30 protein-coding genes and 1 pseudogene are annotated in these 25283 nt (G+C 63.7%); 17 read left to right on the top strand and 14 right to left on the bottom strand.

What is annotated here, in order from left to right:
* Nucleotides 1-14 precede the first annotated feature (14 nt).
* Complete coding sequence (locus tag C1A30_RS18425; protein WP_101949610.1) at nucleotides 15-872, bottom strand: universal stress protein; 858 nt, start codon at nucleotides 870-872, stop codon at nucleotides 15-17.
* A 63-nt stretch (nucleotides 873-935) separates the two neighbouring features.
* Nucleotides 936-1934, bottom strand: coding sequence for an NAD(P)H nitroreductase (locus C1A30_RS18430; RefSeq protein WP_101949611.1), 999 nt, complete (start codon nucleotides 1932-1934; stop codon nucleotides 936-938).
* Between the two features lie 128 nt (nucleotides 1935-2062).
* Between C1A30_RS18430 and C1A30_RS18435 the strand changes: the two genes are divergently transcribed.
* From C1A30_RS18435 to C1A30_RS18445, 3 genes are all read left to right on the top strand, one after another.
* Nucleotides 2063-3550 carry an AAA family ATPase gene (locus C1A30_RS18435; RefSeq protein ID WP_101949612.1) on the top strand — a complete coding sequence of 496 codons (1488 nt, stop codon included), beginning with the start codon at nucleotides 2063-2065 and terminating at the stop codon, nucleotides 3548-3550.
* Complete coding sequence (locus C1A30_RS18440; protein WP_101949613.1) at nucleotides 3537-4460, top strand: universal stress protein; 924 nt, start codon at nucleotides 3537-3539, stop codon at nucleotides 4458-4460. Before C1A30_RS18435 ends, C1A30_RS18440 begins: the two co-directional genes overlap by 14 nt.
* A gap of 88 nt (nucleotides 4461-4548) precedes the next feature.
* Entirely contained in the window at nucleotides 4549-5910 is a 1362-nt protein-coding gene (locus C1A30_RS18445; protein ID WP_101949614.1) for a wax ester/triacylglycerol synthase family O-acyltransferase, read from the top strand.
* Here C1A30_RS18445 and C1A30_RS18450 read toward each other — a convergent pair.
* Both C1A30_RS18450 and C1A30_RS18455 read right to left on the bottom strand, forming a co-directional pair.
* Nucleotides 5829-6224 carry an ANTAR domain-containing protein gene (locus C1A30_RS18450; protein WP_369974136.1) on the bottom strand — a complete coding sequence of 132 codons (396 nt, stop codon included), beginning with the start codon at nucleotides 6222-6224 and terminating at the stop codon, nucleotides 5829-5831. The genes C1A30_RS18445 and C1A30_RS18450 overlap by 82 nt on opposite strands.
* Nucleotides 6225-6272: 48 nt before the next feature.
* Nucleotides 6273-7064 carry an ATP-binding protein gene (locus C1A30_RS18455; protein ID WP_142392623.1) on the bottom strand — a complete coding sequence of 264 codons (792 nt, stop codon included), beginning with the start codon at nucleotides 7062-7064 and terminating at the stop codon, nucleotides 6273-6275.
* 193 nt (nucleotides 7065-7257) lie between these two features.
* On the opposite strand from C1A30_RS18455, the gene C1A30_RS18460 reads away from it, so the two are divergent.
* The 4 genes and pseudogenes from C1A30_RS18460 to C1A30_RS18475 form a co-directional block, all read left to right on the top strand.
* Nucleotides 7258-8166 (top strand): universal stress protein, encoded by a 909-nt coding sequence (locus C1A30_RS18460; RefSeq protein WP_101949616.1) that lies wholly within the window; start codon nucleotides 7258-7260, stop codon nucleotides 8164-8166.
* 18 nt (nucleotides 8167-8184) lie between these two features.
* Entirely contained in the window at nucleotides 8185-8973 is a 789-nt protein-coding gene (locus tag C1A30_RS18465; RefSeq protein ID WP_101949617.1) for a universal stress protein, read from the top strand.
* A 104-nt stretch (nucleotides 8974-9077) separates the two neighbouring features.
* On the top strand, nucleotides 9078-10031 hold the full coding sequence (locus tag C1A30_RS18470) for an IS481 family transposase (RefSeq protein WP_101949618.1): 954 nt from the start codon (nucleotides 9078-9080) through the stop codon (nucleotides 10029-10031).
* A gap of 55 nt (nucleotides 10032-10086) precedes the next feature.
* Nucleotides 10087-10359 (top strand): annotated as a pseudogene (locus C1A30_RS18475) (integrase core domain-containing protein); the annotation flags it as partial.
* A gap of 22 nt (nucleotides 10360-10381) precedes the next feature.
* On the opposite strand, the gene C1A30_RS18480 reads toward C1A30_RS18475, so the two are convergent.
* Nucleotides 10382-10903 (bottom strand): hypothetical protein, encoded by a 522-nt coding sequence (locus tag C1A30_RS18480; RefSeq protein ID WP_101949619.1) that lies wholly within the window; start codon nucleotides 10901-10903, stop codon nucleotides 10382-10384.
* An 81-nt stretch (nucleotides 10904-10984) separates the two neighbouring features.
* Nucleotides 10985-11869, bottom strand: a complete 885-nt coding sequence (locus C1A30_RS18485) for a universal stress protein (RefSeq protein ID WP_101949620.1) — start codon at nucleotides 11867-11869, stop codon at nucleotides 10985-10987.
* A gap of 341 nt (nucleotides 11870-12210) precedes the next feature.
* On the opposite strand from C1A30_RS18485, the gene C1A30_RS18490 reads away from it, so the two are divergent.
* Nucleotides 12211-12468 (top strand): SHOCT domain-containing protein, encoded by a 258-nt coding sequence (locus C1A30_RS18490; protein ID WP_101949621.1) that lies wholly within the window; start codon nucleotides 12211-12213, stop codon nucleotides 12466-12468.
* Here the strand turns inward: C1A30_RS18490 and C1A30_RS36080 are convergent.
* Together C1A30_RS36080 and C1A30_RS18500 are read right to left on the bottom strand one after the other, a co-directional pair.
* Entirely contained in the window at nucleotides 12413-12595 is a 183-nt protein-coding gene (locus C1A30_RS36080; protein ID WP_101949622.1) for a hypothetical protein, read from the bottom strand. The two genes, C1A30_RS18490 and C1A30_RS36080, sit on opposite strands and share 56 nt — an antisense overlap.
* Nucleotides 12596-12659: 64 nt before the next feature.
* On the bottom strand, nucleotides 12660-14039 hold the full coding sequence (locus tag C1A30_RS18500) for an MBL fold metallo-hydrolase (protein ID WP_101950294.1): 1380 nt from the start codon (nucleotides 14037-14039) through the stop codon (nucleotides 12660-12662).
* Nucleotides 14040-14214: 175 nt separating this feature from the next.
* On the opposite strand from C1A30_RS18500, the gene C1A30_RS18505 reads away from it, so the two are divergent.
* The 4 genes from C1A30_RS18505 to C1A30_RS18520 are packed head-to-tail and all read left to right on the top strand — an operon-like array spanning nucleotide 14215 to nucleotide 16428.
* Nucleotides 14215-14808 carry a rhodanese-like domain-containing protein gene (locus C1A30_RS18505; protein ID WP_200828295.1) on the top strand — a complete coding sequence of 198 codons (594 nt, stop codon included), beginning with the start codon at nucleotides 14215-14217 and terminating at the stop codon, nucleotides 14806-14808.
* Nucleotides 14805-15677, top strand: a complete 873-nt coding sequence (locus tag C1A30_RS18510) for a sulfite exporter TauE/SafE family protein (RefSeq protein ID WP_101949624.1) — start codon at nucleotides 14805-14807, stop codon at nucleotides 15675-15677. The genes C1A30_RS18505 and C1A30_RS18510 overlap by 4 nt, the downstream gene beginning before the upstream one ends.
* 58 nt (nucleotides 15678-15735) lie before the next feature.
* Nucleotides 15736-16005, top strand: a complete 270-nt coding sequence (locus tag C1A30_RS18515; protein WP_101949625.1) for a metal-sensitive transcriptional regulator — start codon at nucleotides 15736-15738, stop codon at nucleotides 16003-16005.
* Between the two features lie 12 nt (nucleotides 16006-16017).
* Nucleotides 16018-16428, top strand: coding sequence for a DUF302 domain-containing protein (locus tag C1A30_RS18520; protein ID WP_101949626.1), 411 nt, complete (start codon nucleotides 16018-16020; stop codon nucleotides 16426-16428).
* A 1-nt stretch (nucleotide 16429) separates the two neighbouring features.
* On the opposite strand, the gene C1A30_RS18525 is transcribed toward C1A30_RS18520, so the two are convergent.
* The 6 genes from C1A30_RS18525 to C1A30_RS18550 are packed head-to-tail and all read right to left on the bottom strand — an operon-like array spanning nucleotide 16430 to nucleotide 21911.
* Entirely contained in the window at nucleotides 16430-16687 is a 258-nt protein-coding gene (locus C1A30_RS18525; protein ID WP_101950295.1) for an acyl carrier protein, read from the bottom strand.
* A 10-nt stretch (nucleotides 16688-16697) separates the two neighbouring features.
* Nucleotides 16698-17903 (bottom strand): dihydrolipoamide acetyltransferase family protein, encoded by a 1206-nt coding sequence (locus C1A30_RS18530; protein ID WP_101949627.1) that lies wholly within the window; start codon nucleotides 17901-17903, stop codon nucleotides 16698-16700.
* Nucleotides 17900-18877, bottom strand: a complete 978-nt coding sequence (locus tag C1A30_RS18535) for an alpha-ketoacid dehydrogenase subunit beta (RefSeq protein WP_101949628.1) — start codon at nucleotides 18875-18877, stop codon at nucleotides 17900-17902. The genes C1A30_RS18530 and C1A30_RS18535 overlap by 4 nt, the downstream gene beginning before the upstream one ends.
* Complete coding sequence (gene pdhA / locus C1A30_RS18540; protein WP_101949629.1) at nucleotides 18874-19851, bottom strand: pyruvate dehydrogenase (acetyl-transferring) E1 component subunit alpha; 978 nt, start codon at nucleotides 19849-19851, stop codon at nucleotides 18874-18876. Before pdhA ends, C1A30_RS18535 begins: the two co-directional genes overlap by 4 nt.
* Nucleotides 19848-21647, bottom strand: coding sequence for an acetate--CoA ligase (gene acsA, locus C1A30_RS18545; protein ID WP_101949630.1), 1800 nt, complete (start codon nucleotides 21645-21647; stop codon nucleotides 19848-19850). Before acsA ends, pdhA begins: the two co-directional genes overlap by 4 nt.
* Before the next feature lie 9 nt (nucleotides 21648-21656).
* On the bottom strand, nucleotides 21657-21911 hold the full coding sequence (locus C1A30_RS18550) for a hypothetical protein (RefSeq protein WP_101949631.1): 255 nt from the start codon (nucleotides 21909-21911) through the stop codon (nucleotides 21657-21659).
* Nucleotides 21912-22116: 205 nt separating this feature from the next.
* Here C1A30_RS18550 and C1A30_RS18555 point away from each other — a divergent pair, with 205 nt between their 5' ends.
* The 5 genes from C1A30_RS18555 to C1A30_RS18575 all read left to right on the top strand — a co-directional run bounded on the left by C1A30_RS18555 (nucleotide 22117) and on the right by C1A30_RS18575 (nucleotide 25275).
* Nucleotides 22117-22521 carry a nitroreductase/quinone reductase family protein gene (locus C1A30_RS18555; protein ID WP_101949632.1) on the top strand — a complete coding sequence of 135 codons (405 nt, stop codon included), beginning with the start codon at nucleotides 22117-22119 and terminating at the stop codon, nucleotides 22519-22521.
* Nucleotides 22518-23678 carry a hypothetical protein gene (locus tag C1A30_RS18560; RefSeq protein ID WP_101949633.1) on the top strand — a complete coding sequence of 387 codons (1161 nt, stop codon included), beginning with the start codon at nucleotides 22518-22520 and terminating at the stop codon, nucleotides 23676-23678. Before C1A30_RS18555 ends, C1A30_RS18560 begins: the two co-directional genes overlap by 4 nt.
* A complete protein-coding gene (locus tag C1A30_RS18565) occupies nucleotides 23675-24112 on the top strand; it encodes a hypothetical protein (RefSeq protein ID WP_235009977.1) in 438 nt (145 codons plus the stop codon). The genes C1A30_RS18560 and C1A30_RS18565 overlap by 4 nt, the downstream gene beginning before the upstream one ends.
* A 160-nt stretch (nucleotides 24113-24272) precedes the next feature.
* Entirely contained in the window at nucleotides 24273-24569 is a 297-nt protein-coding gene (locus tag C1A30_RS18570) for a hypothetical protein (RefSeq protein WP_101949634.1), read from the top strand.
* A complete protein-coding gene (locus C1A30_RS18575) occupies nucleotides 24541-25275 on the top strand; it encodes a 2-thiouracil desulfurase family protein (protein WP_101949635.1) in 735 nt (244 codons plus the stop codon). The genes C1A30_RS18570 and C1A30_RS18575 overlap by 29 nt, the downstream gene beginning before the upstream one ends.
* Nucleotides 25276-25283 lie beyond the last annotated feature (8 nt).

The raw sequence follows: 25283 nt of genomic DNA on the forward strand, positions 1-25283 counted from the left end.
CGGAAAGGTACCGCTCACAATACGTGCTGCCTTTCGCAGATCAGCACGGAACACTGAGCCTCGTTCAGTGCCGCATGGCCTGGCGGACTCAACAGCGCGGAAACGCCGTGCGGGCGTTCACGCCCCACCACCAGCAGCTGGATCGAGTTTGCGTTCTTGGCCAGGTAACCCAATGTGTTTCCGTGGACCGCCGTCGTACGTACGTCGAGCTTGGGATAGCGCTTCCGCCAATGCGCGAGACGTCGGTCGAGCTGTGCCCGCGCGAGCCTGCTGTTCTTGACGACAGCATCGCCGTCGCGCACGTCGGTGAAGCGTGATTGCCAGGTAGTCAACACCCGTAGCGGGGCGCGGCGGAGTTGCGCTTCCTCGAGCGCCCGCCGCAGCACACCATCACTGGCTTCCGAGTCGTCGACCTCGGCCACCACCCACTGCTGTCCGCCGCAGTGTGGATCGTGATTCGCGACGACGGCGACAGGGCAGTGCGCGGACGCCGCTAGCGCCGATGCGGTCGACCCCACCGCGGTGCTGGTGAACCCCATCGAACCGACGCACACCATGGCGGCCCGACGCGATGCGCGGCGCAGCGCGCGCGTCGGCTGGTCCTGCAATATCTCGACTTCGATTTTGACCGGCTTGTCGGTCGACTCGACCGCCGTGAACGCTTGCCGCACGGCTACTTCGGCCGTGGCGAGCTCACGTGCCGCGTCCTGGGTGTCGGCACCGGTAGAGGCTGGGTCGATGGCGTACACGAGCCGTAGCGGGATATCCCGGCTGACCGCCTCGTCCACCGCCCAGAGCGCGGCGTCGACCGCCTGCCGTGAACCGTCGATGCCGACGACGACGGCACGCGACGGTGAGCTCTCGTCTTGCATGGTTCTGACGCTATCGACGTTGTGTCCGAACGCAGAGAGGCGAAAGTCCCTTGTCCGCGGCCGTCAGTCCGCGGTGCGCACCTCGAATACCTCGTCGACAGGTCGTCGCGGGGTCGGTGGTGGCACGTCTTCGATGGACGGGGCCCGGCCGATGCGGATCAGGACCTGGGGCGTGATGTCCTGCGTACTGTGACCGATGAGTTCCGCGACGATGTCTCGGCTTGCCGGCACCTCGGTGATGTGGGTGAGTGTGCAGGTGGCCAGGCCTACCATGGCGGCGTCGAGCAGCACGGCGGAGAGCATCTCACCGCACTCGAGCACGCTGTGCGGCGTGTTGTCGTACGTCGACAACGCTGCGACCTTCGCGTGGTCTTCGTCGACCTCCGGTCGCCGCTCGCGGTGATGCGTTACGGGGAACGAGCGGCCGACGTCGACGCGGTCGCTTTCGGCCGCCGATACCAGCGAACTGCGGGGGATACCTTCGGACAGGGCGAATCCCGCTGTCCACCATTCGAGTTCGGCGTGATACGACGAGTCGTACAGGCGCAATGACTCCGTGAGCTGCGACGCCTCCGCGAGTTCCGAACGGCGGTCGTCGGGAATCACGTCGATTCGTACGCGGTCCGAGCGGACGGTGTCGTGCAGCGCCGGTTCGAAGGTGTCCCAGTCCGGCGGTGGTGCAAACGGAAGTCGATCGGTGCGCCGCAGCAGAATCGCGTTCGCGCGCTGACGGTGTCCGTCGGTGACGTATTCAAGTGGGGTGAACTCGATGGACGCCACGTGCAAGAGGTTGTTGGGGTTGGGAAATCGTTCGACATGCGCGACGAAACCCGCGGCGGCCATGGCCACCCGAAGGTGGTCGAGGACGGCGCCACAGGCCATCAACGTCTCCCGGCCCGAGGCATCGGTGGCCCGGGGGACCCGGTATGGATCGGCGAAGAGATGCAGGGCGGTTCCCTCGAGCACCCACCGCCACGGTTGACTGTTGTGAAGCGACGGTGCGCGGCACGCCAGCCGGACGGCTTTTCTGATGATCTCGGTGTCAACCATCGTGGCAGGCATCAGGACCTCCGCTTTCTGTACTGCCCTCACTCTCGGTCTTCGGCGATCCGCAAACCAGGGCCAATGGTCCCGAGGGCGAGGTCTTCGGACCCTTGGTATGCGTCACCCCGGTTGGCAGGCTTGGCCACATGCCGGCGACAGTGAGCGCTTCGGATCAGGCCGTCGCCACGGCGGGCGGCCTCGACGCCCAGGTGCGCGAGACCCACACCGGACTCGTGTTTCTCGTCGGTGACAAGGTCTACAAGGCCAAGAAGGCCGTAGTGACCGACTTCCTCGACTTCAGCACGTCCGCCGCCCGCGAACACGCGTGTGCGAAGGAAGTGGCTCTCAATCGGCGCCTGGCCCCGGACAGCTATCTGGGCATCGCACACTTCCACGGCTTGGGCGATGAAGCGGCCGAGCCCGTCGTCGTGATGCGCCGCTATCCCGACGACGCGCGGCTGGCAACGCTGGTCACCAACGGCCAGCCGGTGCATCACCACCTCTGCGTCATTGCCGAGATGCTGGCCCGCTTCCACGAACATGCAACGCGGGGTCCCGCGGTCAACGCCGAAGGTACCGCGCGTGCAGTGTCGGCGCGGTGGCAGCAGAATCTGGTCGAGTTGCAGCGGCACGCTGCCGATATCGTTCCAGCAGAACAGGTCTCGGAAGTAGCCCGGTTAGCCACCCAGTTCGTTTCGGGACGGGTGTCGCTGTTCGAGCATCGAATTGCAGACCGCCGCGTCGTCGACGGGCACGCGGATCTGTTGGCAGACGACGTCTTCTGCATGCCCGACGGACCGGCCCTGCTCGACTGTTTGGAGTTCGACGATCGCCTGCGTTACGTCGACGGCGTCGACGACGCCGCTTTCCTGGCGATGGATCTGGAGTTCTTGGGGCGAAAAGAGCTTGGTGACTACTTCCTCGACGAGTACGCTCGGCGCGCGGACGACCACGTGCCCGGCACACTGCGAAATTTCTATATCGCCTACCGCGCCGTGGTTCGGGCGAAGGTGGACTGTATTCGGGTGGCACAGGGAAATCCGGACGCACGCAGCGATGCTCTCCGGCACATCGACATTGCACTTGACCGCATGAGAGCAGCGACCGTACGCCTCATCCTGATTGGCGGGGGGCCAGGGACCGGAAAGACGACTTTGTCTCATGGATTGGCCGAATGCATTGATGCCGAGGTCATTTCGACTGACGACGTTCGACGCGAACTGCAGCATTCCGGTGTCATCAGCGGACAAGCAGGCACCCTCCACGACGGTTTGTACACACCCGAGAATGTCGCGATCGTTTATGACGAAGTGTTGCGGCGAGCGCGACAGTCGCTTGCCAACGGAAGATCGACGATTCTCGACGGTACTTGGCGCGACTCGCGCCAACGTGACCGGGCGCGTGAACTAGCCCGGGCAATGGCGGCATCGATATCAGAATTCACGTGTTCGGTACCGACATCGGTGGCTTCGGAAAGGATCGAGAAGCGGCCAACCTCCACCTCGGACGCGACGCCGCAGATCGCCGTCGCGCTGGTCGACCCCGAAACGGCGGCCTCTGAGGGTATCCACATCGATACCAGTCGACCGCTGTCTGAATCCGTCGCAGAGGCGCAACGTCATGTCGCATGGTGACGAAGGCGACGGCAGTCGCACTGCGGAGAACCAGGTTGTGGTCGGCGTCGACGGTAGCTACACGGCGATCGGAGCGGCGCGATGGGCGGCCGCGGTTGCGGTGAAACTCGATGCTGCACTGCATATTGTCCATGCCAGGGCGCCGGTCGAGCACAACCTCTCCGATGCCGGCGCATATCTCCGGGCGGCCGATATGGAAGCCGAACACGAGTCAGCCACAGCGATTCTCAAGTCTGCCAAACACGCGGCCGAAGCCGACCACGACAACCTGCAGATCATCACCAGCGAGGTCGAAAGACACGCCGACGAGGCGCTGACCGAACTGAGCAGGACCGCGAGGCTCATTGTGCTCGGCAGCGACGAAATCTCACTCGGCACGGCGATCATGGTCGGTTCTACCACGTTGTCAGTGGCTACACATTCGACATGTCCAGTGGTCGCGTGGCGCGGCGAGGTGTCGGCTCCGACAAGTCAACCCATCGTGCTGGGTATCGACCACGATCACGACAGTCGAGTCGCCGTCACGGCGGCGTTCGAGTTCGCGCATCGCCTCGGCGTCGGGATCATCGCGGTTCATACATGGTCGACACGACGACCGGCCGGCGACGTCTCGATTCCGTTCCTGATCGACTGGAAACAGCTGGAAGATGATGAGCGACAGCATCTTTCCGACAGCATTGCCCCGTTGATAAAGCTCTATCCCGACGTTGCCGTGACTCAGATCGTGGATCTGGACGGCCCGAGCAGGGCGCTGCTCAGACGTGCGAAGGCGGCACAGTTGATCGTCGTGGGCAGCCGGGGCAGAGGCCTGCTGAGCAGCGCCTTGCTGGGCTCCACTGGACTCAATCTGCTCCACCACTCGACGATTCCGGTGATGATCTGTCGCTCATCAGAAGGACATGACGGATAGCCGGGTCCGACTGCCGCTGGGCGACGGTCCTCAGAGCTGGGGACCTTAGGCTCTGCCGGTACCGTCACCACTGCCGCACAGTGTTGTCATGGAGCATCTTTCGACCCTCGACGCCGGATTCCTCGAGGCAGAGGACTCAGACCGACATATCAGCCTGGCGGTGGGCGGGGTGTCGATCATCGAGGGACCGATGCCCGACTACCAAAAGCTGACGGCGGCCATTGCCGAGCGGGTCCTCAAGGTGCCCCGGTTCAGCCAGGTGCTCCGCACGCATCTTCTCGATCTCGGCTCTCCTGAGTGGGTGACCGATCCGAATATCGATTTTTCGCACCATATCCACCGCGCTGCCCTTCCACAGCCCGGTGACGACAAGACATTGTTCCGCTTCATCGCGGACGTGATGGAGCGTCGGTTGGATCGAGAACGACCGCTATGGGAATGCTGGCTCGTCGAAGGGCTTGCCGACGGCCGGTGGGCGATGTTGATGAAGATCCACCATTGCATCGCCGACGGCATCGCGACGATGCACATACTCTCCGGATTGAGCGATTCGGGTGAAGGCGATACGTTCGCCACCGAGATTCGCGCGGCGAATGAAGACGAGACCAAGCCGTTCAATCTGCCATCGTTGAGCCTTAATCCGCTGGACTGGGCGAACGGATTGTGGCGTTTCGCGACGAGTGCCACCGGCGCGGCGGTGCTGGCGATCGAAGGTGCAGTCGAACTCACCGCAGGCTTGATACGTCCTGCCGCACCGTCGTCGCTGGCTGGTCCGGTGACGACGATGCGGCGCTACAGTGCGGCGCACGTGAGCCTCAACGATGTCGCCGAGATACGGCACAAGTTCGGCGTAACACTCAACGATGTTGCCTTGGCGGCGATCACGGCCAGCTACAGGTCCGCGCTGGTGCGAAGGGGCGAGCAGCCGCGTCGCAACTCGCTTCGCACACTCGTTCCGGTATCCATGCGGTCAAACGATGCCAAAGATGTGGCCGATAACCGGGTGTCGATAATGCTTCCGTTTCTTCCAGTCGACAAAGAAGACCCGGAAGAGCAGCTAGGTGCGGTACATCGCAGGCTGACGAGAACAAAGTCCAGCGGCCAGCGTCAAGCCGGTGGGGTCTTCGTCGCGGCCGTCAATGTCATGCCGTTCCCGTTGACCGCCTGGGCGGTTCGCGCGTTGACCCGCTTGCCCCAACGAGGTGTCGTGGCGTTGGCGACCAACGTGCCGGGCCCACGCCGGCGCTTACGAATCATGGGCCGGGAAGTATTGTGCGTGCTGCCGGTTCCCCCCATTGCCCTGCAGCTACGGACGGGAATAGCAATTGTCAGCTATGGCGACGAACTCGTGTTCGGAATCACCGCGGACTATGACACCGCACCGGACGTCGATGAGCTTGCCCGCGGTATTGAAGAGGGCGTGGCGCGTCTGCGGCAGTTGGCGTCGTAGTCCGATTGCGCGGCGCATCCGCGGATCAGTTCTCCCCAGATCGCGATGATCGGGGAGTCACTTGTCGCGGACTCGCGCAGCCCGCTTGCCAATTCAACCAACTCTCGACATACCTGGCCGAGACTCATCCCGGTTTGGTTCACCGCGCAAGCAATCTCGTCGAAGGCTTGGCGCTCTGTGCAATGACGCAAGCCCATCAATACCCCGATCGCCATGTCGATCGCACGGCGGGACAACGTGTCGGCATTCGTGCTCATCTCGTATCCTCCCCGCTCGCCAAGGTACGGCATGGCCCGTTTGGCTCGTAGGGTCATTCGGCCCCGGACCGGCGGCCGATGGACCGCGTCTGTCGAGAAGGGGCGTCAAGTTTTCCGAAGGCGGCCAGAGTTCCGCGTTCCGATGACCGCCCATACCACCTTGCCGTCGTTCGTGGGATGGCTGCCCCATGCGTTCGACAACTCCGAAACCACGCCCAGGCCCGTGAAGGCATTGGTGCCTTCGACCGGTTCATGTCGCACTGCGGGACGAGTGCTCCTGTCGGCTACCGCGATGGTGAACTGGCCGGCGGCGCACTCGAGGCGTATCCGCGGGGCGCTTCGGGTGTGCGCGAGAACGTTGCGTACGAGTTCCGTCGCAATGGTTTCGGCGGCTTCGATGTACTCAGGGTGGCCCCACCGTGTGAGCGATCGGCGGACCAGGTCCCTGGCCAGTCCTTGACTTGCGGTGTGTCGCGGCAATTCCTGCGAAACCCTCAATCGGTGAGCGTGTGGTGCCTCCGCACCGGTCGCCATTGCGTCCACAGCGGCCTGCACAGAAGAAAAGATACCGAGGTAGCGGGCAATTCCGTTGTGGTGCAGAACGCGGCGCACGTCCGGGATTGTGCTGAGTACGCAGATCCTCACCCCCGGCCAGTCATCGACCAGCCATTGCGCGCTGGTGAGGACCGACCATGCGGATGCGACCGGAACGACGAGCCGGTCGACGTTGACGAGCACAGCCCGCGGTTGCTCGGCCGCCGCCTTGAGCAAGGCCGCGCGCAGAGTCAGATACGAACGGGAGTCCAACACCCCGACCGGCGACACGAGGATGTTCGTGTCACCGACCGTTTCGGCGCGAAGCTGCAACTCGCGCGCACTGCTATCGGAATGCGTCAATGAATTTCCTTGGCCGCTTAAGCCTACGGGTCGCGCAGCCCTTTGCATGGGGCTGTGAGCAATTTCGAAGCCAGGTATTTGACTGGTCAAATCCTGGCAACGGGAAGGCCCAATGGCGCGGTTTCAAGGACCAACGCCTCCTGGTTGCCGGTGCGACAGCGTCTTAACGTCACCGGCTTAGGAGGTGGTCGAAATGCCTGAAGAACTTGCGCACACAGGACTCGTGGTCGGAGTGGACGGGTCCCCCTCATCCGTTGCGGCCGTACGTTGGGCAGCGCGGGAGGCAGCGATGCGAAATATCTCGCTTCTGCTCGTCCACGCCGCGCCCGCCCCGCCAGAGGCCATGTCTCCTGCGATGGTGTGGCCGGCGTCAGCGCGCACCGCCGCTGAGCTGGACGAGCTGCAAGGACAATGGGGCCGAGAGGTACTCGACAAAGCGATGCGCATCGTCCAAGACGCGGCCCCGGACCTTGAGCCGAGGGCGGTCGCCACGGAACTGGTGCACTCCGCGCCGGTGCCGACGCTCGTTGACCTCTCCAAGGATGCGCACCTCGTGGTGGTCGGTTGTCGGGGACGTGGTGCGCTTCGGCGCGGCCTGCTCGGCTCCGTGAGCAGCGGCTTGATGCACCACGCGCGCTGCCCAGTCGCGGTCGTCCACAACGAGGTGCCATCGGAGCTGAAGTCGGAGCGTTTACCCGTCCTCGTCGGCATCGACGGATCCCCGGCTTCAGACCTGGCCACCGATGTCGCCTTCGACGAGGCGTCGCGGCGCGGCGTCGACCTGATCGCACTGCATGCGTGGAGTGACGCCGAAGTCTCCAGTGTGCCGAGCCTTGAATGGTCCGCCCGCGAAAAGGCGGCGGATGAAATCCTTGCCGAGCGTCTCGCGGGCTGGCAAGAGCGCTATCCCGACGTCAGTGTCCATCGGGTCGTGGTATGGGACCAGGCCGCCCGCAGGCTCCTCGAGGAATCAGAGTCGGCTCAGCTCGTTGTCCTCGGCAGTCACGGACGCGGCGGATTTGCCGGAATGGTACTGGGATCGGTTAGTTCGGCGGTGGCGCAGGCGGCCCGCACTCCCGTCATCGTCGCGCGCCAACGATAAGGGCGAGTAGAGATAGCCATGACAAGCAAGCCAATCGTGGTCGGCATCGACGGTTCTGAGGCGGCCATCAAGGCTGCGGAGTGGGCGACCGATGAAGCCATCAACCGCAACGGACCGGTGCGGTTGATTTACGTGATGAAGGCCAACCATCCTTCGATGGAGGCGTATCAACTGGATCTGGAGTCGGCTGAAACCGCGCTTCGCGCAGCACAATCAGCAGTGGAGGCCATCGGCAAGCCGGTCAAAATCGAAACCGTCATCGAATCAGGGCTTCCCAGCGTGAAGCTGATCTCCGCCTCAGTGGATGCCGACATGGTCTGCGTAGGCAGCACGGGAATCGGCAGCTATGCACGGGCATTGCTGGGCTCCACTGTGGCTGACGTCGCGGAGAAGGCGCGTTGCACTACAGCGGTGATTCGTGCCAGTGATGAGCAACCCCGAGCCGACATCAACTGGGTGGTGGTCGCATTGAACGATGATCCCGACAACGGGGCCGTCGCTGACTTCGCGATGGGTGAGGGGGCGCTGCGGAAAGCACCCGTGCTCGCCATCGGGACGGAATTGCAGCATCTGGACCATGCGTTGGAGCGCCGAGTCGAAATGCTGAGGCGTCGCAACCCCGACGTTCATGTCTACCCGGTTGCCACCGAGGAGGACATCGCTGGCTTTCTCGAGGACAATCTCGAGCGCGTGCAGCTCGTCGTCATCGGCGGCTCGGACGCCGACGAAGTGGCGCGAATCGTTGGGCCGCACGGTCATCCGGTCTATCGGCACGCCCAGTCGTCCGTGGTGGTCGTGCGCGGCTAGGTGTACCCGGACCGGACGTTCGTAGCAGGCGTGTCGGCTTGATGTGAGGAGAACCCCCGGGTGGGGTGTGGCTTGTCTAGGTCCACCACCGTCCGGAGGTTCTCGTGTCCCACCGTAATGCCCGTACTACGTTTCATGGCCGCCTGCTGATGGTGCGCCGCTATCAATCAGGCTGGGCTAAGGCCCATATCGCCAAAGCGATGGGAGTGTCACGCAAGTGCGTGCACACCTGGATAAGCCGGTTTGAGTCCGAGGGCGAAGCCGGGCTTGCTGACCGGTCATCGCGGCCGCACACGACCCCGACCCGCACGCCACGTGGCGTTGAGAACCAGATCGTGGCCTGGCGCCGGCGCCACCGCTGCGGTCCGGACGAAATCGGCGCCAAGCTCGGGGTGTGCGCCCGCACGGTGTCGCGCGTACTGAACCGGCGCCATGTGCCCTACTTGCGTGACTGCGACCCGATGACCGGTCAGGTAATCCGCGCCTCGAAGTCCACTGCCATTCGATACGAACGGGACCGGCCAGGCGAACTGGTGCACATGGATGTCAAGAAACTTGGCCGCATCCCCGACGGCGGTGGATGGCGAGCGTATGGGCGAGGACGCGCTCCGGATCGAGAACGCAAGCATGGCAACGGATTCGACTTCGTTCACTCACTTGTCGATGATCATTCCCGGCTCGCCTACTCCGAGATCTTGCCCGACGAAAAAGGCGCCACCTGCGCAGGCTTCCTGCGACGCGCGGCAGCCAACTTTTCCAGCCACGGCATCACCACCATCGAGCGGGTGATGACCGACAACGCGTGGGCCTACCGCTACTCACTGCGCGAAGTCTGTGCAGAGATCGGCGCCCATCAGGTCTTCATCAAACCGCACTGCCCCTGGCAAAACGGCAAGGTAGAGCGCCTCAACCGCACCTTGCAGACCGAATGGGCCTACCGACAGACCTTCGCCACCAACGCCCAACGCGCCGCAGCCCTTGCACCCTGGCTCAACTACTACAACACTCAACGCCGCCACAGTGCACTCGGTGGCCTACCACCCATCAGCCGACTGTGACCAACCTACTGTCCGGGTACAGCTAGNCAGCCACGGCATCACCACCATCGAGCGGGTGATGACCGACAACGCGTGGGCCTACCGCTACTCACTGCGCGAAGTCTGTGCAGAGATCGGCGCCCATCAGGTCTTCATCAAACCGCACTGCCCCTGGCAAAACGGCAAGGTAGAGCGCCTCAACCGCACCTTGCAGACCGAATGGGCCTACCGACAGACCTTCGCCACCAACGCCCAACGCGCCGCAGCCCTTGCACCCTGGCTCAACTACTACAACACTCAACGCCGCCACAGTGCACTCGGTGGCCTACCACCCATCAGCCGACTGTGACCAACCTACTGTCCGGGTACAGCTAGGCGGTGAGGAAGCTCTTGTTGATGATGTCGCGAGCGGCTCTCAGGTGTAGGTCCACTTGATCAAGACCGGCGGAGAACTCGCCGACGTAGCTGTTCAGTGAGCCACTCGCCGCCGCGAGACACATGTGTGCGGCCTCGTGTGCGTCGTTGATGGCCGCGTCGATTTCAGCGGTGAGGTCGGGGTCTGGCGTCGGCATATGCGCGCGCAGGGCGACGATCCCGGCGTCATGTAGCTGCTGACAGGACTTCTCCAGCGCAGCCTCGTCGATGCGCTTGATTCCCTCTCGCGTGTCGTCCACGGCACCCTGGAGTGCATCGAAGTGTTCTCGCGCCCCCGACCACCATTGCTGTACTTTCGCGACTTCGGTAGTCGTTGGCGTCGCGGCAATCTCAGTATCAGAGCGGTTTGTGACGAGGACCCCGAGGACGGTCGCCAAGACGACTGCGGCGACGATACTGGCCGCGATGATCGCCAACCATATGCGCGTTGACAAGGGACGCCGCTCGGCATCGACCATCAGCGCGTCGCAAACTGCGCACAGCTCTTGATTCTTCGGGTTCCTGTGCCCATTAGGACATTTCGCCATCAGCTCGTGTCCTTACTCGCTGCGGACCACGACCACGGGGGCCTTCGCTGACTGGGCCACCGTAGAGCTGACAGAACCGAGCAGAAGGCCTGGGAATCCGCCGCGACCGCGACTTCCGACGACGACTAATTGGGCTTGTTGGGACTCTTCGACCAGCCAGCGAGCGGGTCGATCGCACACGATGCGCCGCCGTACGGTCACGTCCGGATACTGTTCCTGCCAGCCGGCCAGGCGTTCGGCGAGTATCTCGTGGCCCTCGTCCTCGTATTGGTGCCAGTCCATTCCCAGCACAGGAAAGACGCCGACGTCGCTCCAGGCGTGCAGGGCCACCAATTCGACACGCCGTCTCGACGCCTCCTCGAACGCGAACGCGGTGGCCTTCTCCGACGCCGGTGACCCGTCGATACCGAGCAGGACCGGTGATGTGTGGTCGGCCGACTGCGCTTCGTCGAGATGGACGATCACCACAGGGCACCGCGCATGATGAACCACGCCGCTGCTCACCGAACCCAACACCGCTCGCCCGAACGCTCCCAGGCCGCGGCTACCCACGACGATCATCTCCGCCGTCTTCGTGGCGTGGACGAGTGCGGGCACCGCGTAGTCGTGCAAAATCTCGGTGCGAACTTCCGGCGACTTCGATTCACCGCGAGCGGTTTGCAGCATCTTCTGTCCTTGTTCGAGGATCTGGCGCGCGTTGTCCTCCTGCCATTCGTTGAACTCGGCTTGCAGCGAGCGAACCGGCCAGCTGGTCACGACCGGAACAACTACATGAGCCAACGTGACGCGCATATCGCGGAGTTCGGCTTCCTGCGCCGCCCATCGGACGGCGGCGTCCGATTCGGGCGATCCGTCGACTGCGACCAAGATTCCGTATTTCGTGGCCTGTGCTGTCATTTCGTGTTCCTTTGTCGAGAATCAGTCGGTGTCAATCACTTCTTGGAATTGCGGACCGTGAGGTAGGTGGTCAGCACGATCATCAACGCGACGATCGTCGCGATCAGCACAGCAGCAGTCGGCCAGTCCATGGTGTGTCCTCCCCATCGGGCATCGGCTAGCGCCAGTGACGATGTCGAAGCTAGGAGGTGGCAGCTCCGTCGAGCAGGGTCGTTGGTCCCTGCGTCGGATGTCAGTGGTCCCGAGCAGGTGATGACGTGCGGCAGGTCTTTCGCCTCTGTCGGACCGTGGATGCGGCGACCACGATGACGCTGTAGTGAGAACGCGAGAAAAGGAAGATCATGATGTTCTGGTACGACCACGACATGAGTTGGTGGGGTGCCGCCGGAATGGGCATTTCAATGGTGCTGTTCTGGGTGCTCATCGTGGCGGGCATCGTCGCTCTGGTCATGTATCTGACCGTTGGGCGGACGACCAGGCCGTCTCCACCGTCGCCCAGCTCTCCCGAACAGATCCTGGCCGCGCGGTTCGCTCGCGGTGAGATCAGCGAAATGGAGTTTCGGGATCGCCTCGCTGTTCTGCACGAGCACGCTCATTAGCACCGGCGGGCCGTGAACAGGTGCATCGCTGCTGCGGCGGCACCGCGCTCATCACACTGTCGACGTGTTGACCGCATCCATTCCAGCCGGTCTTCCCGCACACCGGGCACTGCACTGGATAACACATTGCTCCTCGTTCGGAAGTTCGCGTTGGTTAGATCTATCCGCGAAATACGCTGTGGTTCAACCTGTTAGGTAAGTGCGTGCTGGGTGACCCACGCGTTGTAGCCGCCGGCCAGATCCCACACCTCTTCGAAACCCAGTGTTCGCAACAGTGACGCGGCCACGCTGGAGCGCCAACCGCCGGCGCAGTGCACCACGATCGGCCTGTCTTTCGGCAGCATGTTCTGCCGGTTCCGCAGCTGGGCCAGCGGAATGTTGGTCGAGCCGGGAATGCGGCCCATTTCGACCTCGCCCGGGTTGCGGATGTCGACGAGGACGACCGCATCCTCGGCAAGTAGGCCGTCGAGTTCGGTCGGGGAGATGCGCGTTGAGCTCTGAACGAGATCGCCCAGTTCAGTCGGGAACTCGCCGCCTCGGTGCACGTTCAGATAACCGACGGCGTTGTCCGAGCCGACCCGCGACAGCCGCAATGCGGCGTCCTGCTCGTCGCCCGGATAGGTGATCAGCGCGATTTGGTCGCCGATCTCGGCGACCATTCCACCGGTCTCGGCGAACCGCCCGTCGAACCCGACGTTGACCGAACCGCGCAGATGTGCCGCGGCGAAGTCCTCGACGCTGCGCGCATCCAGCACGCGCACACCGTCTCTCAATGCTTGTCGGATCTGCGCCGGGTTCATCGCCGGGATCCGGCGGGCCGGTGCGAGCAGCGGGTGCACACGCTTGTTCATTGCCGCGTCTGCCGAGAAGTACGCCGGTACCGCGGGCTGTCCGTGCGTGATCATCTCGACGAACTGCGCCTCGCTCATCGGCTGCACGGACGGGTTCTCGCGGCGCTGTTCGCCGATGGTGGAAGTCAATTCGGTCGACAGGTTCTTGCCGCACGACGATCCGGCGCCGTGCGCGGGCATCACCGTCACCTCGTCGGGCAGCTTCAGTAGCTTGTCGTGGATCGTGTGGTACATCGCCCGCGCAAGATCACTGGTCGAACTGTCACCGATGTTGACTAGATCGGGCCTGCCGACGTCGCCGATGAACAGGGAGTCACCCGTCAACACCGCCGTGGGGCGCTCGCCGGGGTGCTCGCGCACGACCACGCTGATCGATTCCCAGGTGTGCCCTGGCGTGGACAGGATCTCCAGGTCGACCTGGCCAAGTGAGATGTGCTCCCCATCGGCGAGGCGCCGGATCGGATAGTCGGTCTCGGCGGCCTCGCCGAATCCGATCCACGCCCCGGTCGCCGCGACCAGTTCGAGGTGTCCCGAGACGAAGTCGGCGTGGAAGTGGGTGTTGATCACCCCTTCTATTGTCAGCCCGAACTTCGCGGCGTCGGCGAGGTACTCGTCGATGTCGCGGCGGGGGTCGACAACGACTGCACGGCCCGTCGTTTCGTCTCCGACGAGATACGACGCGTGCGACAGGCACTCGATGTAGTACTGCTCGAGAATCATCGGTTCTTCCTTCTCGTTACTCGGGTACTCCACTTATTTTGTGGATACCCCTCCGGGTATGTCAAGTACCCTAGGGGGTATGTCTATTCCCCCCCTTGAGAATACACCGGGGGGTATGTATAACTGTAACCAAAATATACCCCTAAGGGTATATCCAGAAGAACCGGAGGCCCTGATGACAACACCAGCCATCCATCCAACTGACCTGCGTGCGCTGCTGAACTCCGCGGCGCGGCCTCGGGTAATAGACGTGCGGACACCAGGGGAGTTCGACACTGTCCACCTGGCCGGCGCCTACAACGTCCCGCTCGACCTGCTACGCGAGCACCGCGACGAAATCCTGTCGCACCTGGACCAGGATGTGGTGCTGGTGTGCCGCACGGGGCAACGCGCGACTCAAGCCGAGGAGACGCTGCGCAGAGCCGGCCTGACCAACGTGCACGTCCTCGACGGCGGAATCACCGCCTGGGAGGCAAAGGGCTTCGCGGTCAACCGGGGCGCTCAGCGCTGGGACCTGGAGCGTCAGGTGCGACTCGCCGCGGGCCTGATCGTGGCGGTGAGCATCTTGGCCAGCATCGTCATCCCCGGCGCCAAATGGGTGGCCTTCGCGATAGGAGCGGGCCTGTCGTTCGCGGCGCTGACCAACACCTGCGCGATGGGCATGTTGCTCGCTCGGCTTCCGTACAACCGTGGCGCCACTTGTGATCTGCGCACGGTCGTCGCGCAACTCGTCGACGCCCCGGACGCGCGCCGGAGCAGGCTGTCATGATCGCGCTCACTGTCGCCCTGGCGGTGCTCGTCGGCGTCTCCCTCGGCCTGTTGGGCGGCGGCGGCTCGATCCTGACCGTCCCGTTGCTCGCGTACGTCGCCGGAGTGGACGCGAAGGAGGCCATCGCCACCTCGTTGCTCGTCGTCGGAATGACGAGCGCCGTCGGTGCCGTCTCGCATGCACGTGCGGGGCGGGTGCAGTGGCGCACCGGTCTGATGTTCGGCGCCGCGGGCATGGCAGGCGCGTATGCCGGCGGACTGCTGGCGCGCTTCATTCCTGGCACGGTGCTGCTTATCGGATTCGCAGTGATCATGATCGCGACCGCGGTGGCAATGGTGTGGGGCCGCAGAGACATCGAAGCCGAATCGGTCCAATCGCTGCCCGCGGCCAAGATCGTGGTACTTGGGTTGACCGTCGGTCTCGTGACCGGCTTGGTGGGCGCAGGCGGCGGCTTCCTGGTGGTGCCTGCGCTCGCGCTGCTTGGCGGAATGTCGATGCCCGTCGCCGTGGGTACCGCATTGGTGGTGATCGCCATGAACTCAATCGCGGGACTGGCCGGTCATCTGACCACCGTCCACATTCACTGGGCGCTTGCCGCCGCCGTCACGGCCGCCGCGCTCATCGGCACACTGGTGGGAGCCCGGCTGACCGCCCTCGTGAATCCCGCCGTGCTGCGCAAGGCGTTCGGCTGGTTCGTCCTGGTGATGGCTTCGGTCATCCTCGGCGAGGAGGTGCACCCGCTGCTCGGCGTCACCGCCGCCGGATTCACTGCGGCGGCTGGCGGCATCACGTTTGCGTGCGCGCGATACGCGCACTGCCCGCTGCGTCGGATCGCCGCCAGACACAGCGTTGCCGCCGGGGTGACGTGACAGGTGAGGAATACCCCGGCGGGTACCATCGTTGCCAGGCTTGGAAAGGAGTGGCTCCATGGTTGGTGATGAAGACGCCATCGCAGCGGTGCTCAATAGGCTGCGGCGCGCGCGAGGGCAACTCGATGGCGTGATCTCGATGATCGAACATGGCCGCGATTGCAAGGACGTAGTGACTCAACTGGCTGCGGTGTCGCGTGCACTGGATCGCGCCGGCTTCAAAATCGTCGCAACAGGCTTGCGGGAGTGCGTGACCGGAGAGGCTGCCGACGGCGCCAAGCCGATGAGCGAAGCCGAGTTGGAGAAGCTGTTCCTGGCGCTCGCCTGAGAGAGAGTCGACATGGGTATCGCAGTAGCCGCTGCATTACACACTTCCTTCGACGATGCCGTCCGGCACACCAGGGATGCGCTCGCCGAGCAAGGCTTCGGGGTGCTCACCGAGATCGACGTGAAGGCGACCTTGAAAGCCAAACTCAACGAGGACATGGAGGACTACCTGATCCTCGGCGCATGCAACCCATCGTTGGCGCATCGTGCCGTGAGCATCGACCGCCAGATCGGGTTGTTGTTGCCGTGCAACGTCGTGGTCCGGGCCGACCCGAACGAGAGTGGCACGGTGTTCGTCGAGGCGATGGATCCTCAAGTGCTCGTCGATGTTACGGGTGAGGCAGAACTTCGCCCGGTAGCCGACGAGGTCGGCGAGAAACTGCGAGCGGCCATCGACTCGTTGACAGTTTCTGCGGGCAACTGAGCTAAGGTGTACGAGTTGCCGCGCGTTGCTCGACGTAACGGACAACATCGCTGAGAGTCCGCAGGGAGCTGTAGTCCGACTCCGGAATGTCGACGTTCAATCGCTTGTGGATACCGATCAGGAAGTTCAGCCAGTCCATCGAGTCGATGTCGACCTGGTCTCGCAGCAGCGTGTCATCGTCGATGGCGTCGGCTTCGACCTCGGGGGCGATCGTCGTCAACACTGACAGGATCTCGCGACGAATATTGTTGTTTGTCATCATCTTTCGGTCATTTCTCTAGAAGTTCGGGCTGCTGCAGCAGCTCGTTGACGGCTGCGAGGAACAGCGCGCCACGGTGGCCGTCGCTGGCTCGGTGGTCGGCCGCCAACGTGGACTGAACCGTTGTGACGATGCGGATTCCGCCGTCGACGGCACGGACTCGTTGTGCCGGTTTACCGAAACCCACGAGTGCCACCTGCGGTGGATAGATCACGCCGAACACCGTATCGACGCCCTGATCGCCGAGATTGGTGACCGTGATCGACGGATCGGACATTTCTGAACTGCGCAGCGACCCGGCGCGGGCACGCGCGACCAAATCAGACAGATCGCTCATCAATTCGGCGAGGTTCTTCTCCGGCACATCGTGAATCGCCGGTGCGACGAGGCCGCCGCCGCGCAGCGAAATGGCCACGCCCACATGAACTTCACTCGCCGACTCAAAGCGGTCCTCACGCCAGAAGCCGTTGAACTCGCCGAATCGTTGCGCAGCGAGCGCGACCGCTTTCAACTGCAGCACCGCGGGTAGCACGCGATCGGTGATGGAGCGCTGCGCATTGCGTCCGGCCAACCACGCCGACGCGGTATCCATCGGGATCTCGTCGGCCAGGTAGTAGTGCGGGATCTCCCTCTTCGATCGGCTCATTGCCGCGGCGATGGACCTGCGCATCTCGGTGGCGCGATCCGCCGTCGTCCGTTTAGGCTCGGGCGCCTTGGTTTTCGTCGCCGCGGCCCCGGCGTGCTCGACATCGCTGATCGTGACGGCGCCCTGCGGGCCTGTTCCGGTGACGTCTTCGACGTCGATGTGGAGCGACGCGGCGAGACGCCGCGCGGCGGGGGAGACCCATCGGCGGTGCCGAGGATGAGGTTGGGGGCCCGCGGCCGGAGCCGGCTGGTTAGCCGCCTCCCCCTTTGGCTCGACGACCGCGGGCGTCTTGGTTGATTTGTGTCGGCGTTTACGCGGGGTCTGTGCTGTCTCGCCCGGTTCGAGCAGCGTCGCCAGAACCGTTCCTACTTGCACGGTTTCGCCGATCGGAACGACTAGTTCACCAACGGTGCCCTCATGCCAGCACTCGACCTCGACCGCGGCCTTGGTGGTCTCGACAACGGCGACCACCTGACCGCGGGTGACTGGATCACCGGGTTTGACGAGCCATTCGTTGAGCGTCCCTTCGTCCATATCGGAGCCAAGGGCAGGCATCTTGAATTCGATCATGGTTTTTCGCCCACCACGCTGTGCACTGCAGTGACGACCTTGTCCGGCTGGGGCAATGCCGCCTGCTCCAGGTGTTTGGCATACGGCATCGGCACCTCGGCGCTACATACGCGAGCGATCGGCGCGTCCAGCTCGAAGAAGGCGTTCTCGGCGATGCTCGCACTCACCTCAGCCGCGAGACTGCCTGTGCGCCAGGCCTCATCAACGATAACGGCGCGATGGGTCTTGCTGATCGACCCGAAGATGGTGTCTGTATCCAGCGGACGCAGCACCCGCAGGTCGATCACTTCACAATCGATTCCTGCCAACGACAGCTCGTTGGCCGCATCGAGCGCCTTGGCGACGCAGCCGCCGTATGCGATCAGCGTGACGTCGGATCCTTCGCGGCGGACCGCGGCATGCGAAATGTCGGTGGCGGAAAGGGAGTCCGCGTCGGTGGAGGTGTTGTAGAGCTGGACGTGTTCGAAGATCACCACCGGATCAGGATCGGCCAAGGCGGTGCCGATCATCCCGTACGCGTCTTCCACAGTGGCGGGCGCGACGACCTTGATGCCCGGGATGTGCGCATACCAGCATTCCAGGCTGTGCGAGTGTTGAGCGGCAAGCTGACGGCCGGCGCCGGTGGCCATCCGCACCACCAGCGGCACCGAGAACTGACCGCCCGACATATGCCGCAGTGCCGCAGCGGTGTTGACGATCTGGTCCAGGGCCAGGAGGCTGAAGTTCACCGTCATGATCTCGACGATGGGACGCAACCCGCCGAGTGCGGCGCCGATGCCCACGCCGACGAACCCCAACTCGGACAGTGGCGTGTCACGCACCCGCTCGGGGCCGAATTCCTCCAGCAAACCCTTTGACGCCGCATAGGTTCCGCCGTATCGGCCGACATCCTCACCCATCAGGATGACGCGAGGGTCGCTGCGCAGGGCATCGCGTAGAGCGTCGTGCACGGCGCTGCGATAGGTAGTCTTCATTTCACTGTCTCCGCGGTAGGAGTGAGGACGTCACGGGCCAAATCGTCGACGCTTTCCCACGTTCCGGCCTCGGCGAAGGCGACGGCGTCAGCGAGCTCCTTGTCGGCCTCCGATTCGATGGTCGCGATGTCGGCGGACGTGAGTGTGCCGTCCTGGAGGCACTTGTCACTGAAAAGTGCGATGGGATCGCGTTTGCGCCACTCCGCGACTTCTGTCTTCTCGCGATACAATTCCGGGTCGAACATCGAGTGCGCTCGGAATCGATATGTGCGGAACTCGATGAAGAATGGACCGCCAGCCGTCCGGATGTGGTCGGCACCCTGTCGCGCGGCCTCGTGGCAGGCGATCACGTCCATCCCGTCGACGGCCAGCGTCGGGACCTTGTAGGCCGCCGCCTTCGCGCTGAGGTCGGTCTGCGACTGCGCGCGGTCCAACGCGGTGCCCATCGCGTACAGATTGTTTTCGCAGCAGAACAGGACGGGCAGATGCCACAGCGCGGCCATGTTCAACGACTCGTGAAACGCTCCCTCGGCCACTGCGCCGTCACCGAAGTAGCATGCGGTGACCCGGTTGTAGTGCTGCATCGCATCGGCCAGCCCCAGTCCGACGGCTAATGGCAAACCACCAGCGACGATCGCGTTGCCGCCGTAGAAGCGCGTGTCGGCGTCGAACAAGTGCATCGATCCGCCGCGCCCACGTGAGCACCCTTCCTGCTTGCCGAACATCTCGGCCATGATCGACGTCATGGGCATACCGCGAAGCAGCGCATGCGCATGCTCTCGATAGGTGGCGACGACCGCATCCTCTGGGGTAAGAGCCCGCAACGACCCCGCCGCGACCGCCTCCTCGCCGACGTAAAGATGTAGGAAGCCGCGGATCTTGGTCTCGCCGTAGAGTTCTGCGCACTTCTCTTCCATGCGGCGGACCCGGACCATATCGGAGAGAAGCTGCACCGCAAGGGCATGATCGGTCATGACGGCACCGCCTCCGGGTCGGGTTCGCTGGCGGTCTCGACGGTCGATGTATCTCCCTCGGGAAGACCGAGTTCGCGGGCCTTCAGCAGCCGCCTCATGATCTTTCCGCTGCGCGTGTGCGGCAGCGAGTCGACGAATTCGATCTCCTTGGGCGCCACGGTTGCGCCCAGGCGTTTACGGGCGTGGCCGAGGATTTCCAACCGCAACTCATCGCTGGCGGTGAACCCGTCCTTGAGCGTGACAAAGGCTTTCACCAGTTCCCCGACGGTCGGGTCGGGTTTGCCGATGACCGCCGCCTCGGCGACCGCCGGATGGTCGGTCAGCGCGTTTTCCACCTCGAAGGGCCCGATCAGGTGTCCGGCCGACTTGATGACGTCGTCGGAGCGGCCGACGAACCAGAAGTAGCCGTCGGCGTCCCGTTTGACGAGATCACCCGTGAGGTAGAGGCCGTTGGCAAACGACTTGCGGTAGCGCTCTTCTTGGTGGAGGTAGTCCCGGAACATCGACGGCCAGCCGGGTTTGAGCGCGAGCTCGCCCTCGATGTCGGGCTCGTCGATGACCGACACCGTGCCGTCCTGATGGCGTCGCACCACGTAAGCGTCGACGCCCGGCAGCGGCCGCCCCATCGAGCCGGGCTTGATGTCGAAGGCCGGCGTGTTGGCGATCATGATGCCGCCGGTCTCCGTCTGCCACCAGTTGTCGTGAATCGGCAGCCCCAGCACCCGTTTTCCCCACCACACTGCTTCCGCATTCAACGGTTCACCGACGCTGGCGATGAATCGCAACTTCGGGAAAGTGAATTGCGCCGCAAGCTCCGGACCGGCTTTGATCAGCATGCGGATCGCTGTCGGGGCGGTGTACCAGACGCTCACCCCCTGGGTCTGCAGTATCCGGTACCACCGCTCGGCGTCGAACTCGGCTTCGTCCACGATCGACGTGACTCCGTGCAGCAGTGGCGCGATCACCCCATATGACATGCCGGTCACCCAGCCGGGATCCGCCGTGCACCAGTAGATGTCGTCCGCGTGGAGGTCGAGTGCATACAGTCCGGTCAGATAGTGCATTTTGACCGCACCGTGTACGTGTATGGCCCCTTTCGGAGTGCCGGTGGTGCCGCTGGTGAAGTGAAGTAGCGCAGGGTCTTCGGCCGTGGTGGGTTCGATCGGTGCGTTGTCGTCGGCGGCATCCATCCAATGCCAGAAGTTCAGAGTTCCGCGTGCGTCATCGTGGTCTTTGTGATCGTCGATGACGAAGATGTGCTCAACTGTGGGCAGTTTGTTACGGATCTTGTCGATCTTCTTCTGGTAGATCGCCTTGGTGGTGATGAGCACCCGGGCCTCGCCAATGTTCAGTCGTGTCGCGATCGGCTCAGGCCCGAACGCCGAGAACAGGGGCGATACCACGCTGCCGTTGCGCAACGCGCCAAGGATGCTGATGTACAGCTCGGGTGAGCGGCCCATCAGTGTGAAGACGCGGTCGCCCTTGTTGATCCCCAGCGCGCGCAGCACGTTGGTGAACCGCCTCGACAATCTGCCGAGCTCGGCATAGCTCAGCTCGCGAGTTGACACTGCGCCGTCCCACCCTGTCGCAGACACGAACCGCAGCGCTGTGCGGGATGCGTTGGCCCTGGTGGTATGCCGATCGACGGCTGCGTACGCGATATTGCACTTCCCGGATCCCATTCCGATGCACGGGTTGGGCGCCGTCGACCAATCGAAAGTCGCGCGAGTTTGTTCGTAATCAATCAAGTTCGGGGCGATTCGCCAATCGTCGGCCGTCTTGTAGATCACCGTCATGGTGAGCTCCTAGTTGTTCGGCGCCGGCAGAGTTCCGTTGCGCAGAGCGGCGCCGATGTTGGCCATGATCCGTTCCAGTAGCGCGTTATATGCGGAACCGTCGTTTATCAGCTCGATGGGTCCGTAATGGACGAGGAAAGCGTCGACGCGCCTGTCTATCGGCCAATCGGAGTAGGTCGGACCGGTGAACTCGGAGCGAAGGAATCGCCACGCGATGATCTCGAGTTCCTCCCGATTCAGTTCCTCACGGTAGGTCGGCGTCATTGTGTCGTCCCTTTCGTCATGTGCAATGTCCTCATGGTTTTCCAGCCGAATCGATGTTGATAGAGACGAAAGTCACCTGCGCCCCTGGCAGTCGTCCCGATCACGGCGCGCCGACGGCCGGTGGCCTGGTGAGATGCCAAAAGTCCCTTGCTTCGGATCCGGTCGGCCCTGTGCCGCCGGCTTTTGTCGCGAGCAACATCCGGTCATGACCACTGACACGTTGAGGCCGGTCCGAGACGTCGTGCGCTCGTTCAACAAACACGTGCTCAATCCGGTGATGTTGCGCTTCGCAGGACATGAGCACTTCTATGCCGGGGTGATCCGCCATACCGGACGCCGGTCGGGGAGGAGCTACGCCACCCCTGTGGTGATCGACCCGACAGAAGACGGGTTCATCCTGCCGTTGCCGTACGGCACTCAGGTCGACTGGTTGCGCAACATGCTCGCTGCCGGCAAGGCCTCGGTGACGGTCGGTGGGCACACATCCGATGTTGTCGAGCCCGAAGTCATCGACGCGTCTACCGCTCTGCCTGAGCTGTCCGAGCGGCATCGACGCTCATTCGCGCGGTTGGGCATTCGGAATTTCGTCAAAGTGAGGCGGGCCAAATGACCTTTGACAGTTTGCGCACCGAGACCGAACGCTTTCGAACCCTCGCCACCGCACAGGGCCCCTTCGTCTCCGTGTATTTCGACGATTCGCGTAACAACGCGGATCCGCAAGGGCAGCTCGAAGCGATCTGGCGGGATCTGCGCAAGCAACTCGAAGACCTCGGAGCCGACAAAGACATGATCGCGGTGGTGCGGCAAGGCATATTGGACGGCCACCCCGCGATCGGACGGCAAGGCCGCGGCATCATCGCGACCCGCCGCGAGTTGCTGGTCAACGAGCACCTGTCGCGCCCACCACAGGCAACCATCGTCCGAATGTCCGAATACCCGTACGTCATGCCGCTGGTGGAGCTCGCTGGGCGACATCCGCAGTACCTGTTCGCTGCCGTCGACCACCTTGGCGCCGATATCACGATCCATCGGGATGACACGATCTCCCGCGACACTGCCGGCGGCGGCGGCTATCCAGTGCACAAGCCGGCGACCGCGGGATGGAACGGCTACGGGGATGTGCAGCATTCAGCCGAGGAAGCGATGCGGATGAACGTTCGTGCAGTAGCTGATCGCATCACTGACCTGGTCGAGAAATCCGATCCCGAACTCGTTTTCGTCTGCGGGGAAGTTCGTGCACGGACCGACGTCCACACCGCGCTGCCCGAGGCCATTCGGAAGCGAGTTGTGCAGTTGCATGCCGGAGCGCATGGGCATCGAGTCCGTGAAGAAGAGATCCGCGATCGGATTGACGAGGCCTTCCGGCAATACAGGCAACGCAGAGTCGCCGAAATCGCCACTCGGCTGGAGTCGGAGACGAAGCGCCACTCGGGATTCGCCGCGGAAGGTCTGGAGGTGGTGTGTGCGGCACTGCGTGAGGGAGCCGTCGACATCCTGGTCGTCGCCGATCTGGGAGATGCAACCGTCGTCACGGGGGAGGAGCGCACTACCATCGCCCCGGATGCCGACGCGCTGTCCGAACTCGGCGAGGCGCCACGGCGGTTGGTGCGCGCCGACGAAGCGGTACCCCTCGCGGCGATCTGCGTTGGCGCATCGATAATCCGGATCGACGGAATCGACTGTGCCGATGGAGTGGCCGCTCTGCTGCGGTATGCGCCGAATGACATGCCTGAACCTGGTCCAGCACGCGAGTCGGCCCTCCAATGACTGCGCACGAGGACTTCGACGACCGGCTCGAAGATCAGCTCGAGGCACGCATTGAGGCGTTGGCCGAGCGGCATCGGCAACTCGCACAACGACATGAGCAACTGGCCCACAGGCATCGAGAACTCGATCAGCGCAGGCAAGAACTCGAGGCGCACACACCCGTAACGCACCTCGACGCCGAAGAGGCTTCTCAGCAGGCCGAAGCCGGGCACAGGCTCGCCGACGACGCACACCGGGCCGCGGCTGCCTGCCACGCGGCCGCAGCCATTGCGCACCAGCTTGCTGCGGAATCCCACGAGCTGGCTGTCGTTGAGGGATTGGGCGACGCCGACGCGCATCGCCGAGCTGCCGAGGAGCACCGCGAAGCGGCATTGCGCGATCTCGAACGTGCGGAGGCGCAACGGCGTAAAGCTGAATCGCTACCAACGACCTGACGAACTGTCAGGACCGGGACTTGCGGTCGCCCAGTTGTATTGCGCCGCTTCCTGCGTGCCGAACTGCTCGAGTCCGGGTGACTTCGGTCCCTAGCCGCAGACGCTGCCGGCGAAGAGACTGAGTCCACAGGTGTATCGCTCGCAGTGGAAGGAAGAAACAGTGAACCGCGAAGTGTGCAAATTCTTCTCCGGGTCCTTTGCCGCGCTCGCTTACGCGCACGCGGCCTATGCGGTGGCGACATCGACTGGCGCCATCAACGAACCTGTTTTCCTCGGCAGACGTTGGGGCGTCGGTTATATGTGGACGGAAGCTGTGGTGTACTCGGCGGCGAGCCTGGCACTCGGCTACGTGGGCTGGAAGGCCAAACCGCGACAGCAGCTGGAGACGTCAGCACCTCCCGCGACGGACGGTCAACGTGCCGACGCGGATGAAGAATTGCATCCCGTATCGGGTTGACGGGGTGTCCGGTAGCGGTATGCCGTCGCGCAGGCTGCTTGACCAGCTGCGTGACGAGCGTGGGCGCAGCGTTGTCCTGGTATCGCACTGCCTGTTGAACGAGAACACCCGGTATGCGGGCGGGGCGACCCGGCCGGGGGCGGTGGCCGAGATCGTCGACGAATTGATCGCAGCCGGCCACGGCATACATCAGATGCCGTGCCCCGAGCGCCTAGCCTGGGGCGGCGTCCTCAAGCGCCACACCGCAAAGCTTTACAGCTCGAAGGGCAGGCTGCGTTATGCGGCGCGCGCCGGTCTGCTCAGCGTCTTCGTCCTATGGACCAAGGTGATCTACCTCCGTCTGGCACGGCAGATCGGTCGCGATGTCTGCGACTACCAACGGTCCGGCTTCACGGTCGCAGGCATGGTCGGGGTCGGCGCGTCGCCGTCCTGCGGCGTCTCCAAGACGCTTGATCTGAGGTTCTCGCTCGAGGTCGTGGCCGCCTGCCCGGCTGCCGCGTTGACCCGCGATGTCATGAACGAACGAGCGGTCATCGGCTGCCAGCGCGAAGGGCAGGGCCTGTTCGTCAAGGCGCTCGATCGTGAATTGAGGCGCCGCGGACTCGGGGTGCCTGCGTTCGAACATGACCTCATCGCAGAACTGCGTGGGCGCCGCCAAGATGTGTTGGCGACGGGGCCACTGCGAACGCTAGGAGCGCCGCCGTGACCTTCGTT

It is taken from the genome of Mycobacterium sp. 3519A, assembly GCF_900240945.1.
Lineage (GTDB): Bacteria > Actinomycetota > Actinomycetes > Mycobacteriales > Mycobacteriaceae > Mycobacterium.